Below are 16,765 nucleotides of genomic sequence, written 5' to 3'. Positions count from 1 at the left end.
TGACGCCGTTGAAGCATCTGCTTGTCGCGCTGGTTCGTTACCCGTCGCACCTCGTCGTTCTGATGCTGACAGCGCTGGCCTATACGGGACTCTACCTCTGGCTGACCGGGGACCTGGCCGGTGGTGGCCTGGGCGGCATCGATGCCGTCTTCCCGGCCTGGCAGCGGATGTTCGAGGCGCGCAGTACCTTCCAGTTCGAACCGGTCGGGCTGATTACCCTGGGGCCACTGGTCTGGACCTTCAGCCCGCTCAACTTCCTGCTGGCCCTTGCCATCGGGATGCTCGTCGGTCTGAATCTGGTGGCCGGCTGGCGGCTCTGGCGCGCCCCGAAGACCTGTGAACTCAAGTCCGCCAGCACGGGTCTGCTGGCGGCAGTGCCGGCGCTGCTGGCAGGTGGCGCCTGCTGTGCCCCCCTGGTGCTGATCTGGCTCGGCCTGCCGATTGCCGGTGCCGTGGCCAGCCTGGCGCCCGTATTGATACCGGTGGCGATACTGCTGCTGGTCGCAGGGCTAGCGGGCATGACGCGGCAGCTCGAAGTTGCAGGCGCCAGCCCAGTGGACGACGCTGAAAATTCACACTGAAGCAAGCACAAGGAGTTACCGCCGTGTTCCATAGACGCAACCTTTTGGCAAGTCTGGTATTTGTCGGTCTGGTGACAACGGGCCAGGCGCTGGCCGCCGACCCGGGTATCGAGCGATTGACCAGTGATCAGGGGATCGATGCCGTCGACGAGCGGCTGCGTGCGGCACTCGAGGAAAGGGGGATGACCCTGATGTCGGCACGCCGATGATGCAGTGCAGCGGGAGTCTGGCGCTCGACCTGCCCCAGAAGATGGTGATCCGCGAGTCGGACCAAGGCACCCTGGTGGAGTGGAATCACCCAGAGTACCTGGCTAGGCGCCATGACCTGAGCGCTTGCGACTTGCCCCTCGACAAGGTGGCAGAGGCCTTAGAGGGCATTGCCCGGGAGGCGGCAGGGAGTCGTTAAGGCTCACTCGCTTTGAAAGGAGGGTTCGAGCGCAGCGACAAAATGACATGAGACACCATTGGCAGTCGCAAGGCGACTCGGGGAGTTTTATTGGCAGTCGCAAGGCGACTCGGGGAGTTTTACCCATGTCGAAGATGCTCGAAGGATGCGGATACTGGTTGAGTTGCTGGCTCACCTGTCCGCGCTCCTGGCATCAGGTCGACGGCCGATTAGAGGGTGATGTGCTGCCTTGCCTGAAACCCGGGGATGTCTTGCTGGTAGAGGGTTCATCCCGACTGAGTACGGTAATCAAGTACCTTACGCAATCGTCATGGTCCCATGCGGCATTGTTCGTCGGCCGTGAAACGGCACAGAGCGTCGGCGGGAAGTCGAGTGACTGTTTTGTCGAGGTCGACCTGGCGGAGGGCGTTCGGCTGGTGGGGATCGATGAGTTCGAGGGGATGCCCATGCGAATCTGCCGTCCGGTAGGGTTGACGCCGCGCGATATTGAGTTGTTGATTCGTTTCGTTTGCCAGCGCCTGGGACACCGCTATGACCTTCGTAACATCTTCGACCTGGCCCGTTATCTGATGCCCTTGCCGCCGGTGCCGGCACGCTGGCGACGGAGGATGCTCACCCTCGGCAGTGGCGATCCTACCCGAGCCATCTGTTCCACCTTGATCACCCAGGCCTTCCAGTCCGTGCACTATCCAATTCTGCCAATCGAAGAGCATGCCGATTCACAAGGGGCGTTTCTTCAACCGACTACAGGCAAGCAGCCGTTACTGCGACGCCGCCACTATTCTCTCTTTACACCGCGAGATTTCGATCTGTCACCCTACTTCCAGATCGTCAAGCCCATGCTGGTAGAGGGCTTCGACCCCTACCAGCTGTGCTGGAACTGGTATGAGCCGAGCCTGCTCGTGCCCGATGCCTGATGGCCCGGAGACCACGTTAGGTTCTCCTCCCGACCCTGGCTGTCGCATCATCATGATCAAGGTAACCCGACGAGGAATCATTACGACAACTCTATCACCTGCCCACCGGCATCCCGGGCGTCATCATGGTCGTGGGTGACGAGCAGGGTGGGCAGGCCGGCGTCGTGGAGGCGGTCGAAGACCAGCTGGCGCATCTCGTGGCGCAGGTGGGTATCGAGCTTGGAGAAGGGTTCGTCGAGGAGTACCGCACAGGGGTTGGACAGCAGCAGGCGCATCAGTGCCACCCGGGCCTTCTGCCCCCCCGAGAGAGTATCGGGGTCGCGGTCGCCGAAGCTTTCCAGGCCGATCTGCGCCAGTGCCTGCTCGACTCGCTCGGCCTTGTCGGGACTGGCCGGGGGCAGGCCGAAACGCAGGTTGCCCGCCACGGAAAGGTGAGGGAAGAGCAGCGGGTCCTGGAAGAGCAGACCCATGCCGCGTTTCTCGGGGGGAAAGGGGGTGATGTCCTGTCCATCCAGCAGCACCCGGCCGGTGGCATCGAATGCCTCTGACAGGAAGCCGGCGAGAAACGCCAGCAGGGTGGACTTGCCGGACCCGGAGGGACCCATCACGGTGAGCACTTCCCCGGGTCCGACCCTGGCATCGAGTTCCACCAGGCAGTGGTCGTCCAGGGTGATACGGATGTGGCGAAGTTCCAGATGGTGGCGATGATTCACGGGGCGCCTCGCATTCCACGACGATTCGACCAGAGCAGCCGGGGCAAGCCCACGGCAAGGATGAAACCGAACAGGGGGAGTGTGGCCTGAACCAGAGCCCAGACGCCAATGACCCGTCGGTTACCGCCCGAGGCCAGGGCCACGGCCTCGGTGGTCACGGTGGTGATGCGCCCGGCACCCAGCAACTGGGTGGGCAGATATTGCCCGATACTCACCGCCAGGCCGACGGCCATGGCGGTGAGTATCGGTGCCAGCAGCATGGGCAGGCGTACCCGCCAGAAGCTGCCGTTCCTCGATGCCCCCAGCGAGAGGGCCAGCCGCGACCAGCGCGGATCGAAGCGGCGGTAGACCTCCGACAGCGAGAGGAACACATAGGGCAGCACGAACAGCAGGTGACCGAAGATCACCACCCACTGCCGCGGGCCGGCACCCAGCGATTCCATGATCACCACCAGGCCGAACAGGAAGGCGATCTGCGGCACGATCAAGGGCAGATAGAGCAGCCAGAGCGCCTTCGAGGCCTGTCGGCCCGTACGCTGCTCGTTTTCCAGGGCGGCCAGCACCAGCACCAGGGCGATGAAGGTCGCACCGATGGCAATGGTCAGGGTGGAGGTCACGGGCCCGGCGAGTGCCGGCAGGGCGCGCATCCAGTGAATGCTGGTGAACCCCTCGGGCAGGGCAGCGGGGAATTGCCAGAAGCCGGATACCGAATTCAGCGCCAGGCCGCCGAGCCCGACAAAGGCGGTGAGCGTCGAGGCCAGGATCAGGCCCTTGCCGGCCAGGCGCAGGCTCCTCTCGCCACGTTGGCGGCCGCCACGCTCTATCCAGCAGGCCATCAGCCGGGCGGTCAGTTTCTCCAGGCACCACCAGGTGAGCAGCGCGCCGGCGGTCACCCCCAACTGCAGGATGGCGCCGGCCGAGGCCAGGTAGCGCCGTTCCAGGTCGGGGTCGTTGAACCACTCGATGACCGAGATGCTGAGCACTGGAGGCAGGGTGGGGCCCAGGATCAGCGCTACATCCACCACCGAGGAGGTGTAGGCGATGACCGCATAGACCGGCAGGCGAATCAGCGGATAGAGGGCCGGGGCAACGGTCTTCATCCAGGCAATGGTCGGCCGGTAGCCCAGCGACCTCGCCATGGCCACGCGACGCTGTGGATCGAGCTGGGGCAGTGCCGCCAGGCTCATCAACAGCAGGAAGGGAATCTCCTTGATCACCATGCCGGCCATCAGCGACAGCCCCCAGGGATCCTGGACGATCAGCAGGTCCGGAGGCCGCTCCCAGCCGGTGAGCCCGGGGGACACCAGACGCGCCAGCAGCCCCGAGGGGGCGATCAGGAAGGCCAGGCCGAAGGCGGCGGCCGCATGGGGGATCGACAGCAACGGCGAGACCAGGCGTCGGATCCAGCGGTCCAGCCGGCTGCCGGCCATGCCGGCCAGGAACAGCAAGACCACCGTCAGGGAGACGCCGGTGGTGACCAGGCCGGTGGCAAAGCTGACGATCACCGAGCGGGCCAGGCCGGGCTGGGCGAACAGCTCCCGCCAGGGCGCCAGACCGAACTCGGTACCGCCCAGTACCGGCAGGTAACCGAAGGCGGGAAGCACTGCCATGACCAGGCCGGCCAGGATGGGGCCGACCAGCAGGGTAACGATCAGGACGGGGGCCAGTCGCAGCATCATCGGGAGACGGCGTGCCGTCGCGTCTGCCCGCGCCGATCAGTTGCCCACATAGCGCGACTGCCAGGCGGCTTCCAGGGCGTCGACCCAGCTGGGATGGGGTTGACCGCGGACCTTGCCGAGTTCCTCCGGCGGCAGGGTGGCGATGCCCAGGTCGATGTCCTGGAAGCGCGCACGATCCGCCTCGTCGAGCCTGTCCAGCGAGAGCACGGTGTTGCTGCCCCAGACCACCGGGTCATGTTTCTTCGCCTGAGCCTCGGGTGAGAGCAGGTAGTTGGCGGTCACCATGGCACCGGCCTTGTGCTGGGCGTTGTAGGGAATGGCCAGGAAGCTCATGTTGCCGATCATGCCGCCCTCATGCACATAGCTGCGCACGCTCTCGGGCAACTCGAAGTTGGCGATGGCCCCGGAGGCTTCGGTGGTGCTGAACGACAGGCCGATGCTGATCTCGCCATCCCCCATCAGCTGGCGCACCTCCGAATTGTTGGCCGGGAAGGCCCGCCCGCTGCGCCACAGATGGGGATGCAGGGCGTCCAGGAAGTCCCAGAGCGGCGCCGTGGCGGCGTCGAAATCGGCGTCTTCTACCGGAGCATAGAACTGGTCGGTATCCTCGCCCAGTTCAAGCAGCGCCTGGGTGATGAAGGCATTGCCGAGGAAGTTGGGGACCCGAGGATAGGAGAAATCACCGGGGTTGGCTTGGACCCAGTCGAGCAGTTCGGGCATCGAGCGGGGGTGGTCGTCGACCAGGGCAGTGTCGTAGTAGAACACCACCTGGGAACTGCTCCAGGGAGATTCCAGACCATCCACCGGGATGGTCCAGTCGAAGCGCACCGCCGGGGAATTTTCCGGGTCGGTCAGGGGGTAATGGGGAAGCGCTTCCGACCAGGGCCCGAACAGCAGGCCATTGGCCTTCATGGTGGCGAAGTTCTCGCCGTTGATCCAGATCAGGTCGACATTGCCCTGATCATCGTTGCCGGCCTGTTTTTCCGCCAGCACCCGCGACACCGCCTCGGCGGTATCACCCAGCTTGACGTGAACCAGGTCGATGTTGAATCGCTCGTCGATGCTGTCGGCGGCCCAGTCGATATAGCCATTGGTGCGCTCATCGCCTCCCCAAGCGTACCAGTAGACGGTCTGGCCACGGGCCTCGTCGAGCACGGCCTGCCAGTCGGCGGGGTCGGGCGCCGCGGCGACGGGGCCGGACAGCAGCAGAGCGATAGGAGCGGCGGCAGCGAGCAGGCGGATCGGCATTGACGGTTCCTTGCTTGATGATGAACGTGTATGCGTAATGCAGGTGTCTGGATAATGCGCTCAGTCATGAGCGGTCGGTGGTCGGCTGTCAGTCGGTGAGTGCCTTCTCGAGGGTGCGGAATTCCCGCTGCACATGCTCGATGATGGCCGTGGAGAGATAGTGGTCGACCCGGTCGCGCACATGGGCGACCAGGGCATCGTCACTGAGCTCGGCGGACCAGTCCTCGCCCCTGGCTTGCCGGTCATGTTCACGGCGGTGACTGGCCCGCCACTTGGCACACCAGGTGAGCGACCAGAGCCACATGGCGCGGCGACAGGAGAGCAGGGTCGCCGTCTCCCCGTGGATGCCCATGGTTGCTTGCCAGTGACGATAGAAGTCGACCACCTCATCGGCGGTGAGCTCGGCATGGCTGATCAGGTCCCAGGTGGTCGAGGTATAGAGGCTGGCATGGGCCAGGTCGAAGCCGGGAAGGCCATAGCGACACTTCTCCAGGTCGACCAGCACCGCCAGACCGGAGTCGGCGATCAGGAAATTCCCCGGGTGGGCATCGAAGCTGATCAGCCGGGGCTCATTGAGCCGACCGCCGGGCAGCGCCTCAGGCAGGGCGGCGAGCTCATCGCGGACGAGCTGATGGGCCGCCGGCTCCAGGTCCGCCTCGTCGAGGAAGGCGGCCTGTGCCATGACTTCCTCGACCATGGGCTTCCAGGGAATGGGTGGCGCCAGCAGAGGTAGCCTTGCCTCACCGGGAGGCACCTCCTGAAGGTGGATGCTGGCCAGGGCCTCGGCGATGGCCGTCAGGTCCTCGGGTAGCCGAGCGGGACGCCCACGAATGGCGCTGACCAGCAGGCCCCCTCGGGGCAGGACCTCCGACGGTGGCAATACCCCCTGCAGGGAGGGTGCATGGCCGCTGGCGCCTGCCCGCTCGAAACAGGCCGCCTGGTAGGCGAGATTGGCTCGGGGATCGAGTCCCATCTGGCTCTGCTTAGGCAGCCGTGCCACCCAGTCGATCGCGTCACGATGCAGCCAGACATGATGATGGGCCAGGCCGGTGTCGGCCATCGTCTGCATGTCGTTGATTTCCTGGGACAGGCCGGAAACCACGAGTGCCGATGACAGGCGCTCGACCAGGCTGAGGTCTTCTTCGAGGGGCACGGTGGTGTCGTTCGGCATGGGGTCTCCGGTGTCGCCCTGAGTCATGACTGGGGAGTAGTCGTGTCGGCTCGCTGTTCCTTACAAGAAGCGCCTTACAGAAGGCGCCTTGCAGAAGGCGCCTTGCAGTGAAACAAGGCTAGGACACGATTTTATGCCAATTCGCTCCCTGGATTCGCCCTTGGCGTCGTCAATGGCGGTCCCGACGGTGATTCCCTGGTTGAACGAGTCCGTTTGCCGCTACTCTCATGGGGAGTGACTTGCGGTCGAGGGAACAGGATGATCAACCGATTCCGAGCCAAGCGTATCCGCCCCCTGATGATGCTCCTCAGCCTGTGTTGTCTCGGGCTCGGTGCCCTGCTGGCCTGGCAGGCATCGGCCCAGCAGGACGAACGCCTCGTCCAGGTGATGACCATCGAGGGTGCCATCGGTCCGGCGATCAGTGATTATTTCCAGCGGGGCCTGGAGCGGGCGGAAGAGCGCGGTGCACGACTCGTGGTGGTGCAGATGGATACCCCCGGGGGTCTGGACGCCTCCATGCGCGACATGATCCGCCGCATGCTGCAATCACCGGTCCCGGTCGCCATCCATGTGGCGCCCGGGGGAGCACGCGCGGCCAGTGCCGGTACCTACCTGCTCTATGCCAGCCACGTGGCGGCCATGGCGCCCTCTACCCACCTGGGCTCGGCGACACCCGTTCAGATGGGTGGGGGCTTGCCGGGACTGGGGGGCGAAGACGAGCCGGACGAGGACTCGGCGCGCAGTGACGATGCCCCGCGGCGTGGCGAGACGGCCATGGAGCGCAAGGTGCTCGAGGATGCCGTGTCCTATATCCGCAGCCTGGCCCAGCGGCATGGACGCAACGCCGAATGGGCGGAGGAGGCCGTGCGCGAGGCGCTGAACCTCACCGCCAGCGAGGCGCTGGAGAGGAACGTCATCGACCTGGTGGCCGTGGACATCGACGACCTGCTCACCCAGGTCGACGGCCGCACCGTGGTGATGGAGGATGGGGAGCGCATCCTGGATACGGCCAACCTGACCATCGAGCGCTTCGATCCCGACTGGCGGACCCAGTTTCTCGCGGTGATCACCAACCCCAATGTCGCCTACTTCCTGATGATCATCGGCTTCTACGGACTGATCTTCGAGCTGGCCAGTCCGGGCAGCCTGGTGCCGGGTACCATCGGTATCATCTCGCTGTTGCTTGCGCTGTTCGCCTTCCAGGTGCTGCCGATCAATTTCGCCGGCCTGGCATTGATCCTGGTTGGCATGGCGCTGATCGTGGGCGAGGCCCTGATGCCGAGTTTCGGTATACTGGGGATCGGCGGTATCGCCGCCTTCGTGTTTGGATCGGTGATTCTGATGGATGCGGACAACCTGCGTATATCGTTGCCCATGATCGGCGGCATCGCCCTGCTTGCGGCGGGCCTGATGCTATGGGTCATTACCCGCTTCATCGGATTGCGTCGTCGCACGCCGCGGACCGGCCAGGAAGAGCTGGTGGGCAGCGAGGCCAAGGCGCTCGAGGACTTTGCCGGCCAGGGGCATGTGCGTTTGATGGGCGAGCGCTGGAATGCCCGGAGCACCCAGCCGCTCTCACGCGGGCAGTCGGTCCGCGTGACGGCGGTCGATGGCCTGACCCTGGAGGTCGAGCCGCTGGCATCGTCATCCTGAAGTAAGACTGGCGCGGTCGATGATTCGCATCGCCCGGCCCAACCGAGGAGTCGACATGATGTTGCTTTCCTATCTCGTACCGGTCGTCCTGCTGATCTTGCTGCTGGCGGCATCGATCCGCATCCTGCCGGAATACAAGCGCGGTGTGGTGTTCTTCCTGGGGCGCTTCCAGCGCGTCATGGGGCCAGGGCTGATGATCATCATCCCCGGCATTCAGAAGATGCAGGTGGTGGACCTGCGGGTCATCACCATGGACGTTCCGGAACAGGATGTCATCTCCAAGGACAACGTCACGGTCAAGGTCAATGCCGTGCTGTATTTCCGGGTGGTCGACCCCGAGAAGGCCATCATCCAGGTCGAGCATTTCACCAACGCCACCAGCCAGTTGGCTCAGACCACCCTGCGTTCGGTACTCGGCAAGCACGACCTGGACGAGGTGCTCTCCGAACGCGACAAGCTCAACGATGACATCCAGGAGATCATCGACAGTTCCGCTGAAAGCTGGGGTATCAAGGTCGCCAACGTCGAGATCAAGCATGTCGATCTCGACGAGAGCATGATCCGTGCCATCGCCCGCCAGGCCGAGGCCGAGCGCGAGCGGCGCGCCAAGGTGATCCATGCCGCGGGTGAGCTGCAAGCGTCGGAAAAGCTGTTGCAGGCGGCCAACGTGCTGTCGGGTAACCCCGCCGCCCTACATCTGCGCTACCTGCAGACCATGGCGGATATGGGCAGCAATCAAGCGGCGACGATCATGATGTTCCCCATGCCCATGGACCTGCTGGAGGCCTTCAAGCAGATGAAGGCCGGGCCACCGGCCGGCGGTGACGCCGACTGAGCCGATACTGCAAGGCAGTATGGAAGCTGCTAGAATCCTGTCCCTCCAGAGGGTGTGACATGCGACGTTAGTCTACATCAGGTACCCGGCTCACCGCCGGGTACCTTCATGCATGCCGGCCTGCATGCCGGTCACGCCGCACCGCTTCCCCCGACCGTGGATTCCGTGCATGTTCGAGACAATGAAACTGAGTTGGTTTTCCAACCTCAAGGGTGACACCCTGTCGGGCATCGTCGTGGCCCTGGCGTTGATTCCCGAGGCGATCGCCTTCTCCATCATCGCCGGCGTCGACCCCAGGGTCGGTCTCTATATGCCTCCTTCGCGATCTGCGTGATCATTGCCTTCACCGGGGGGCGTTCGGGGATGATCTCGGCGGCCACCGGTGCCATGGCGCTGCTGATGGTCACTCTGGTCAAGGAGCATGGCCTCGAGTATCTGCTGGCGGCTACCCTGCTCACCGGCGTGCTGCAGATCGTCGCCGGCTACCTGCGGCTGGCGGACCTGATGCGCTTCGTTTCCCGCTCGGTGGTTACCGGCTTCGTCAATGCCCTGGCGATCCTGATCTTCATGGCTCAGTTGCCGGAACTGACCAACGTGACCTGGCATGTCTACGCCATGACTATCGCCGGCCTGGGTATCATCTACCTCTTTCCCTATGTGCCGAAGATCGGCAAGAGCATTCCCTCGCCTCTGGTCTGCATCGTCGTCTTGACGGCCGTTTTCCTGATGACGGGGATGGGCATCCGCAGCGTCGGTGACATGGGCGAGTTGCCGGACAGCCTGCCGGTCTTTCTATAGCCGGACGTGCCGCCCAACCTCGAGACCCTGATGATCATCCTGCCCACCTCGCTGATGCTCACCGTGGTGGGGCTGCTGGAGTCGATGATGACCGCCACCATCGTCGACCGTTTTGCCGTTCACGATGATCCCGCCGCCGTCGAAAAACTCATGGGAGGTCACTGACATGACAGAACAGGTAATGGCCGCCGTCGACGGCTCTCAGTACTCGGAAGGCGTCTGCGATTATGCGGCCTGGGCCAGTCTGGCGCTGGATGCCCCCTTGACCTTCCTGCATGTGGTGGACAACCACCCTCAGCACACCGACGAATCGGATCTCTCCGGCAATATCGGGCTGGGCTCGCGCGAGCATCTGCTCGAGGAGTTGGCTCAGCTCGATGAAAAGCGTGCCAAGCTCGCTCAGGAGCAGGGCCGCCTCATGCTCCAGGCGGCCAAGGATCGAGCCCTGGAAATGGGCGTCGAGAATCCGGTGACTCGCCAGCGTAATGGCAAAGCAGGACGGCAATTACCTGGGCTACAACCTGGAGAGGCTGGTGCGCACCCTGCATCGGCCGATTCTGATGGTCACCGATCGCTTCAAGCGACCCGAAACGGTGATGATTGCCTTCGACGGCAGCAAGACCACCCGCAAGGGGGTGGAAATGATGTCGAGGAGCCCGATGTTCAATGGCGTTCCCTGCCACGTGGTGGTTGTCGGTGCCGAGACGGCCGACAATCGCTCCCAGCTCGATTGGGCCTTGAAGACACTGCGTGATGCCGGGCATGAGGCCCAGGGAGCGATCCGGGCAGGAGAGGTCGAGGAGACCCTGCGTAATTACCAGCAGCAGCATGCCATCGACATGCTGGTGATGGGCGCCTATGGTCATTCCCGTATCCGCCACCTGCTGGTGGGGAGTACCACCACCGCCATGCTGCGCAAGGCCAGTGTACCGGTATTGCTGCTGCGCTGATCGATCGACCCCTATGGGACACCGCTATCCAGCGGTGTTCCATTGATGTATCGATGACTCACTTTTTTTCGGTGTCTCCATTGCCGGAGAGAGACTCACGATTTCCCCTGGTCTCCTGACGGGTCAGGATGCCCTGGGCCATCGTCCAGCCGACGATCAGCAGCACCAGCATCCCGCCGAGTATCATCGTGAAGTGGGCTCCCAGATCAAGGGCCACCCCCAGCAGCGCCGGTGCCAGACCGGTGGAGAAGACCATGCAGGCACTCAGGGTGGACCGCACGGTACCGAGATACTCGACACCCCAGATACGCACCAGCAGGCTGGTGGCGATGGATTCCTGGGCGCCGATGGCCAGTCCGCCCCCGACCATCAGCGCCCAGACCCCGATATCGCCGCCTACGGCGATGGCCAGGAGCAGGGCCAGGGCGAAGGGCAGCAGGTAGAGGCGGGCCATTCGCGTCGGCCCCAGGCGGTCGACCCAGCGCCCTCCCAGCAAGGCTCCCGGAAGCTTGGCCAGGCCCATGCCGGTGAGCGCCAGGGCATAGATGGTCAGGCTGCTGCCGAGATCCTCGGTCATCCTCGCCTGGTAGATGAACAGCCCCGTCATGGTGATCGGCAAGATCATCAAGAGGGGCAACAACTGCCAGAACCGTCTGTCGCGAAAGGGGCGCGGACCGCTGTGTGGCTGTCCACGCTTGGGCTGTTTTCCGGGCGCCTTCGGCCAGGGGCCGAACACCAGGGTCGGCACCCAGAGTCCTGCCAGTACCAGAACGAAGAGCCACCACAGCTCCCGCCAGCCCAGCCAGACCAGCATCGCTGCCGTCAGCGGTGGCAGCAGTGTTTCCCCCAGCATCAGCCCCATCCCGGCCAGTCCCATGGCTCGGCCGCGCATGGTCGCAAATTCCCTGCCGGCCAGGGTGTTGCCCAGATGAGTCATCATGCCCTGGCCGCACAGTCTCACCAGGCCCATGCCCGCCAGCCCCAGCACCCACCAGGGTGACAGCGTGAGCAGAATAACGCCCAGTATCAGGGTTACCAGCACGACAATGGCGAAGCGCCGCGGGGGAACCCAGTCGATGCTCGGCCCAAGGCGCAGCATCGCAAAACCGGCGATCAGCGTCACCACGGCATAGGCGGCCCCGAACTCCCCGGCGCTCAGGCCCAGCCGTGCCGAGATCGGCGCCTGGAAAAGCCCGATGAAGAAGCTCTGGCCCATGAACGAAGAGAACATCGCCAGAAATGAGATGCCCAGCAGTCCGTGATGATCCTTCAGCAGGGTGCGGTACCCCATGCGGCACTCCATAGGCAGTGAGGGGTGAGAATGACAGAATGGTGGTCTGACCTGTCCGGAGACGGGCCCTATCATAGCAGCTTGCCGGAAAGCTCCCCGGCGTGAGGACACGACCGTGAACCATCCGGAACTGGACATGGATCTGGTGCAGGAAAAACTCACCGCGACGCGGGCCGAACTGCTCGAGGACAGCGAGTCGAGCCGCGACGCCCGCGATACCGTGATGCTCGATCAGACCTCGGTGGGGCGCTTGTCGCGCATGGACGCCATGCAGGGCCAGGCCATGGCCAAGGCGCAGGAGGAGCGTCGTCAATTGGCCCTGCGCCGAGTTTCAGCGGCCTTTACGCGAATCGAGAAGGGCGAGTATGGCGAATGCATCGACTGTGGCGACTGGATCGCCCGCAAGCGCCTCGAGTGGGATCCCCTGGCCCTGAAGTGCATCGACTGCGCTTCCTGATCCTGCGTGTCCTCCCGACTCAGGGGTTCTGGTTTGCCGGATAACGCGTCTCCAGCAGGCTGTCCTTGATCTTCTTCAGATGGTCCAGGAAATCCTCTCCCCGGCGCAGGGTCACCCCCGTGGCCAGGACATCGATCAGCGTCAGCTGGATCATTCGCGAGGTCATCGGCATGAAGTAGTCGGTATCCTCGGGCGTATCCACTTCCAGGGTCTCGGTGCATTCGCCCGCCAGTGGCGACCCCGGCGCGGTGATGCCCAGCACCACGGCACCGCTTTTCCGGGCGATCCGGGCGATATCGACCAGTTCCCGGGTTCGCCCCGTCCAGGAGATGACCACTACCACGTCTCCGGTTTGGCAGGTGGAGGCGATCATGCGCTGCATCAGCACGTCTACGTAGGCGGTCACCGGGATGTTGAAGCGGAAGAACTTGTGCTGGGCGTCCTGGGCCACGGCGCCCGAGGCCCCGAGGCCGAAGAAGTGGACTTGCTTGGCCTGGGTCAGGTAATCGACGACGCGTTCGATGCGGGTCGGGTCGGTCTTGCGGCGAGCTTCATCCAGGGCGGCGATGGTGGCGCCGAAGATCTTCTGGGTGTACTCGGTGGCCCCATCGGTAGGCTCCACGGCGCGGCTGACATAGGGCGTGCCCCCGGCCAGGCTCTGAGCCAGTTTGATCTTGAAATCCGGATAGCCCTTGGCCAGGAAGCTGCGGCAAAAGCGATTGACCGTGGGCTCGCTGACGGACGCCAGCTGTGCCAGGGTGGCAATGCTCATGCTGGTGGCGGCGGCCGGGTCGGCGAGGATGACATCGGCGACCTTGTGCTCCGAGCGGTTGAGATCCTCGAGTTGCAAGCGAATGCGATCGAGAAGGTCATGACTGGCCATGATGGCGGCGACTCCGTGAAGAGGATGGCGACAGGAGGTGAGGGGCGCAGAATGTGGTGATTTAACTACATCAAGAACACCACCCTAGCCTTCTGGGGGTCTTGAAGGAAGACGCACCCTTATCATAAAGGTAAGTTTACAGAAATACCTTGAAATTTCCCATCCTGATTGGTACTTTTTTGCTAAGTTAACAAGATAAGGATGGGGCCATTCATGACGCAACTCGACCGCTCCGGTCAATCCAGCCGCACCGATATCGACCTGGCGCTGTTCGGCGCGCTCGGTGACCTCTCGCAGCGCAAGCTCTTCCCGGCGCTCTTCCAGCTCGAGCGTGAAGGCCTCCTCGCCCCTAGCACACGACTGCTGGGTCTGGCGCGCCAGGCGCTGGATCTTCAGGGCTTCGTGACCCAGGTGGAGTCGTCGCTCAAGACCTACGTCAAGGCCGATGAGCTCGACGCCAAGGCGCTCGAGCGTTTCAAGGCCCGTCTCGACTATCGACAGCTCGACTTCACCCGCGTCGATGGCTACACGGCGATTCGCGACTGGCGCCAGGACGGGCTCGAGCGCCCCATGGTGGTCTACCTGTCCGTGGGCGCGAAGCTCTATGGCGACATCTGCCGCCACCTCGAGGCCAGCGACAGCCTCGACGAGCAGAGCCGGGTCGTGGTCGAGAAACCCATCGGCTCCGACCTCGAGTCGTCGGCCGATATCAACGATGCCATCGGGGCGGTCTTCCCCGAGTCGCGTATCTATCGGATCGACCACTACCTCGGCAAGGAGACAGTGCAGAACCTGATTGCCCTGCGCTTCGCCAACCCGCTGTTCGGCACCCAGTGGAACCAGAACCATATCTCCCACGTCGAGGTCACCGTGGCCGAGAAGGTGGGCATCGAGGGGCGCTGGGGCTACTTCGACGAGGCCGGGCAACTGCGCGACATGGTCCAGAATCACCTGCTGCAGCTGGTCTGCCTGATCGCCATGGACCCGCCGGCCAACCTCGACGCTGATGCCATACGCGACGAGAAGGTCAAGGTCCTCAAGGCCCTCAAGCCATTTACCGAGGACATGCTGGATCGCGATGTGGTGCGTGGCCAGTACATGGCGGGCAGCATCGATGGCCAGAGTGTCCCGGGCTATCTGGAAGAGGATGAGGCCAATACCCGCAGCCAGACCGAGACCTTCGTGGCCATGAGAACCGAGGTGGCCAACTGGCGCTGGGCCGGTGTGCCCTTCTACCTGCGCACTGGCAAGCGCATGCCCGAGAAGCTGTCGCAGATCGTCATCCACTTCCGCCAGCAGCCCCACTATATCTTCGATCCCGACCAGCGCGGCCTGGCGGCCAACAAGCTGGTGATCCGCCTGCAGCCGGAAGAGGGCATGGCCCTTGAGGTGCTGACCAAGGACAGCGGCCTGGACAAGGGCATGCGCCTGCGCCGTGGCCCCCTGCATCTGGACTTCAACAACGCCTTTCCCAAGGCTCGTATTCCCGATGCCTATGAGCGGTTACTGCTCGAGGTGATGAAGGGCCAGCAGTATCTCTTCGTGCGTCGGGACGAAGTCGAGCACGCCTGGCAATGGTGCGACAGCCTGATCGCCGCCTGGGCGGACCTCGACGAGGCGCCAAGACGCTATCCCGCGGGCTCCTGGGGGCCGGTGGCCTCCATCGCCATGATCACCCAGGATGGCCGGAGCTGGTATGAGGACTACTGAGATGAGCGATTCCCCCCGCGATCAACTGGCCGTCCAGCTGGCCGAAGCCGTGGCCCAGGCACTGCGTACCGACCTCCAGGACCAGCAACGGGTCTTGCTGGTGGTCTCCGGCGGCTCGACGCCGGTGCCCTTCTTCCATGCGCTGTCGAGCGCGGCGCTGCCCTGGGATCGCATCGACGTTATCCTGGCCGACGAGCGCTGGGTGCCCGAGGATCATGCCGACAGCAATGCCCGCCTGGTGCGTGAGCACCTGCTCCGGGGCCCCGCCGCCCGGGCGAGCTTTGTCTCTCTGACCACCTCGGACCCGACACCCGAGCAGGGCGCCGACGCGGTCGCCGCTCGCCTTCAGGCCTTGGCCTGGCCCGCCAGTGTGGTGATCCTCGGCATGGGCGGCGATGGTCATACCGCCTCGTTGTTTCCTGACAGCCGTGAACTGGAGCTGGCACTTGCCACGCAGGCCCCGGTGGTTGCCGTGCGTTCGCCCAGCCAACCCCAGGCTCGCATCACCCTGAGTGCCGACCGCCTGCATCATGCCCGCCGCCACCTGTTGCACATCTGCGGTGGCGACAAGCGAGCGATGCTGGCGCGAGCCCTCTCCGGCGATGATGCCCGAGAGCTGCCGATCCGCGCCTTTCTGGCCTGTCCATTGGCCGTCTACTGGGCCCCCTGAGACCGATTTCCCGAACTTTTCTGGAGTGATATTCCATGACTGTCGACAAGAGTATCGAAAAGCAGTTGCCCTCTACCCGCACCACCGAACTCGACAGCATCTGCCTCAAGGCCGAAGTGATCCCGGTGCTGGCGATCCAGCGCGTGGAAGACGCCGTCCCCCTGGCCAGGGCCCTGGTCGAGGGTGGCCTGACCGTCCTCGAGGTGACCCTGCGCACCGATTGCGCCCAGGAGGCCATCCGCCGCATCAAGGAGGCGCTGCCTCAGGCCAGTGTCGGGGTGGGTACCGTGCTGACGCCGGCCCAGTATCGCCAGGCCGAACAGGTTGGGGCCGACTTCGTGGTGACCCCGGGTACCACCGAGGCCCTCTATCGCTACGGCGTCGAGAGCCCGGTCCCGATGCTGCCCGGCGTGGCCACCATCTCGGAACTCATGACCGGCTGGCAGTATGGCTACCGTCGCTTCAAGTTCTTCCCCGCCGAGTCGAGCGGTGGCGTCAAGGCACTCAAGTCCTTCGCCGGCCCGATTCCCGAGGCGCGCTTCTGTCCCACGGGAGGCATCGGCGTCAACAACGCCGAGGACTACCTGGCGCTGAACAACGTGATGTGCGTAGGCGGCTCCTGGCTGACGCCCAAGTCCCTGGTCGATACCGAGGACTGGGACGCCATCCGTTCGCTGGCTCGCGAGGCGGCTCAGCGATTTCATCACTGACTACGGCTCCTGCGCCCCGACGCCCTTGTTCTTCCCCGCGCCCTTGTTCTCCATCGATAGCCTTGCCAGGTCGTCGCGCGTCGGCAGGGAGGC

16 protein-coding genes and 2 pseudogenes are annotated in these 16,765 nt (G+C 64.1%); 12 read left to right on the top strand and 6 right to left on the bottom strand.

Annotation, left to right across the window (positions count from 1 at the left end; translation table 11 throughout):
• From ACESMD_RS06000 to ACESMD_RS05985, 4 genes are all read left to right on the top strand, one after another.
• The coding region (locus tag ACESMD_RS06000) for a hypothetical protein (protein WP_372611262.1) at positions 1 to 581 on the top strand (581 nt) is incomplete at its 5' end.
• A gap of 23 nt (positions 582 to 604) precedes the next feature.
• Complete coding sequence (locus tag ACESMD_RS05995) at positions 605 to 790, top strand: hypothetical protein (RefSeq protein ID WP_372611260.1); 186 nt, start codon at positions 605 to 607, stop codon at positions 788 to 790.
• Positions 787 to 987: a hypothetical protein gene (locus tag ACESMD_RS05990; RefSeq protein WP_372611258.1), complete on the top strand. Its 201-nt coding sequence runs from the start codon at positions 787 to 789 to the stop codon at positions 985 to 987. The genes ACESMD_RS05995 and ACESMD_RS05990 overlap by 4 nt, the downstream gene beginning before the upstream one ends.
• 221 nt (positions 988 to 1,208) lie before the next feature.
• Positions 1,209 to 1,904 carry a lipo-like protein gene (locus ACESMD_RS05985; RefSeq protein WP_372611256.1) on the top strand — a complete coding sequence of 232 codons (696 nt, stop codon included), beginning with the start codon at positions 1,209 to 1,211 and terminating at the stop codon, positions 1,902 to 1,904.
• Positions 1,905 to 1,984: 80 nt separating this feature from the next.
• On the opposite strand, the gene ACESMD_RS05980 is transcribed toward ACESMD_RS05985, so the two are convergent.
• From ACESMD_RS05980 to ACESMD_RS05965, 4 genes are all read right to left on the bottom strand, one after another.
• Positions 1,985 to 2,617, bottom strand: coding sequence for an ATP-binding cassette domain-containing protein (locus tag ACESMD_RS05980; RefSeq protein WP_372611254.1), 633 nt, complete (start codon positions 2,615 to 2,617; stop codon positions 1,985 to 1,987).
• Entirely contained in the window at positions 2,614 to 4,296 is a 1,683-nt protein-coding gene (locus ACESMD_RS05975; protein ID WP_372611252.1) for an ABC transporter permease, read from the bottom strand. The genes ACESMD_RS05980 and ACESMD_RS05975 overlap by 4 nt, the downstream gene beginning before the upstream one ends.
• A 36-nt stretch (positions 4,297 to 4,332) precedes the next feature.
• Entirely contained in the window at positions 4,333 to 5,544 is a 1,212-nt protein-coding gene (locus ACESMD_RS05970; protein WP_372611250.1) for an ABC transporter substrate-binding protein, read from the bottom strand.
• 88 nt (positions 5,545 to 5,632) lie between these two features.
• Positions 5,633 to 6,715, bottom strand: a complete 1,083-nt coding sequence (locus ACESMD_RS05965; protein WP_372611248.1) for an aminoglycoside phosphotransferase family protein — start codon at positions 6,713 to 6,715, stop codon at positions 5,633 to 5,635.
• Positions 6,716 to 6,973: 258 nt separating this feature from the next.
• Here ACESMD_RS05965 and ACESMD_RS05960 point away from each other — a divergent pair, with 258 nt between their 5' ends.
• The 4 genes and pseudogenes from ACESMD_RS05960 to ACESMD_RS05945 all read left to right on the top strand — a co-directional run bounded on the left by ACESMD_RS05960 (position 6,974) and on the right by ACESMD_RS05945 (position 10,951).
• Complete coding sequence (locus tag ACESMD_RS05960; RefSeq protein WP_372611246.1) at positions 6,974 to 8,368, top strand: nodulation protein NfeD; 1,395 nt, start codon at positions 6,974 to 6,976, stop codon at positions 8,366 to 8,368.
• A gap of 58 nt (positions 8,369 to 8,426) precedes the next feature.
• The gene (locus ACESMD_RS05955) at positions 8,427 to 9,203 is read left to right on the top strand and encodes a slipin family protein (protein ID WP_372611264.1); all 777 of its coding nucleotides are present in this window, start codon (positions 8,427 to 8,429) and stop codon (positions 9,201 to 9,203) included.
• Between the two features lie 169 nt (positions 9,204 to 9,372).
• Positions 9,373 to 10,109, top strand: a pseudogene (locus tag ACESMD_RS05950) (SulP family inorganic anion transporter); the annotation flags it as partial.
• Positions 10,110 to 10,167: 58 nt separating this feature from the next.
• Positions 10,168 to 10,951, top strand: a pseudogene (locus ACESMD_RS05945) (universal stress protein).
• Between the two features lie 58 nt (positions 10,952 to 11,009).
• Here the strand turns inward: ACESMD_RS05945 and ACESMD_RS05940 are convergent.
• Positions 11,010 to 12,242 (bottom strand): MFS transporter, encoded by a 1,233-nt coding sequence (locus tag ACESMD_RS05940; RefSeq protein ID WP_372611244.1) that lies wholly within the window; start codon positions 12,240 to 12,242, stop codon positions 11,010 to 11,012.
• Positions 12,243 to 12,357: 115 nt separating this feature from the next.
• Here ACESMD_RS05940 and ACESMD_RS05935 point away from each other — a divergent pair, with 115 nt between their 5' ends.
• Positions 12,358 to 12,699: a TraR/DksA family transcriptional regulator gene (locus ACESMD_RS05935; RefSeq protein ID WP_372611242.1), complete on the top strand. Its 342-nt coding sequence runs from the start codon at positions 12,358 to 12,360 to the stop codon at positions 12,697 to 12,699.
• Between the two features lie 19 nt (positions 12,700 to 12,718).
• Here the strand turns inward: ACESMD_RS05935 and ACESMD_RS05930 are convergent, their stop codons facing one another.
• Positions 12,719 to 13,582, bottom strand: coding sequence for a MurR/RpiR family transcriptional regulator (locus ACESMD_RS05930; RefSeq protein WP_372611240.1), 864 nt, complete (start codon positions 13,580 to 13,582; stop codon positions 12,719 to 12,721).
• A 213-nt stretch (positions 13,583 to 13,795) separates the two neighbouring features.
• On the opposite strand from ACESMD_RS05930, the gene zwf reads away from it, so the two are divergent.
• The 3 genes from zwf to ACESMD_RS05915 are packed head-to-tail and all read left to right on the top strand — an operon-like array spanning position 13,796 to position 16,672.
• Complete coding sequence (gene zwf, locus ACESMD_RS05925) at positions 13,796 to 15,292, top strand: glucose-6-phosphate dehydrogenase (protein WP_372611238.1); 1,497 nt, start codon at positions 13,796 to 13,798, stop codon at positions 15,290 to 15,292.
• A 1-nt stretch (position 15,293) separates the two neighbouring features.
• Positions 15,294 to 15,962, top strand: a complete 669-nt coding sequence (pgl, locus tag ACESMD_RS05920) for a 6-phosphogluconolactonase (RefSeq protein WP_372611236.1) — start codon at positions 15,294 to 15,296, stop codon at positions 15,960 to 15,962.
• 35 nt (positions 15,963 to 15,997) lie between these two features.
• Entirely contained in the window at positions 15,998 to 16,672 is a 675-nt protein-coding gene (locus ACESMD_RS05915; RefSeq protein ID WP_372611234.1) for a bifunctional 4-hydroxy-2-oxoglutarate aldolase/2-dehydro-3-deoxy-phosphogluconate aldolase, read from the top strand.
• The last annotated feature ends 93 nt before the right edge of the window (positions 16,673 to 16,765 follow it).

Source organism: Halomonas sp. (assembly GCF_041689495.1).
In the GTDB taxonomy this organism is placed as follows: domain Bacteria; phylum Pseudomonadota; class Gammaproteobacteria; order Pseudomonadales; family Halomonadaceae; genus Halomonas.
This window is presented reverse-complemented; position numbering and strand designations above follow the sequence as displayed.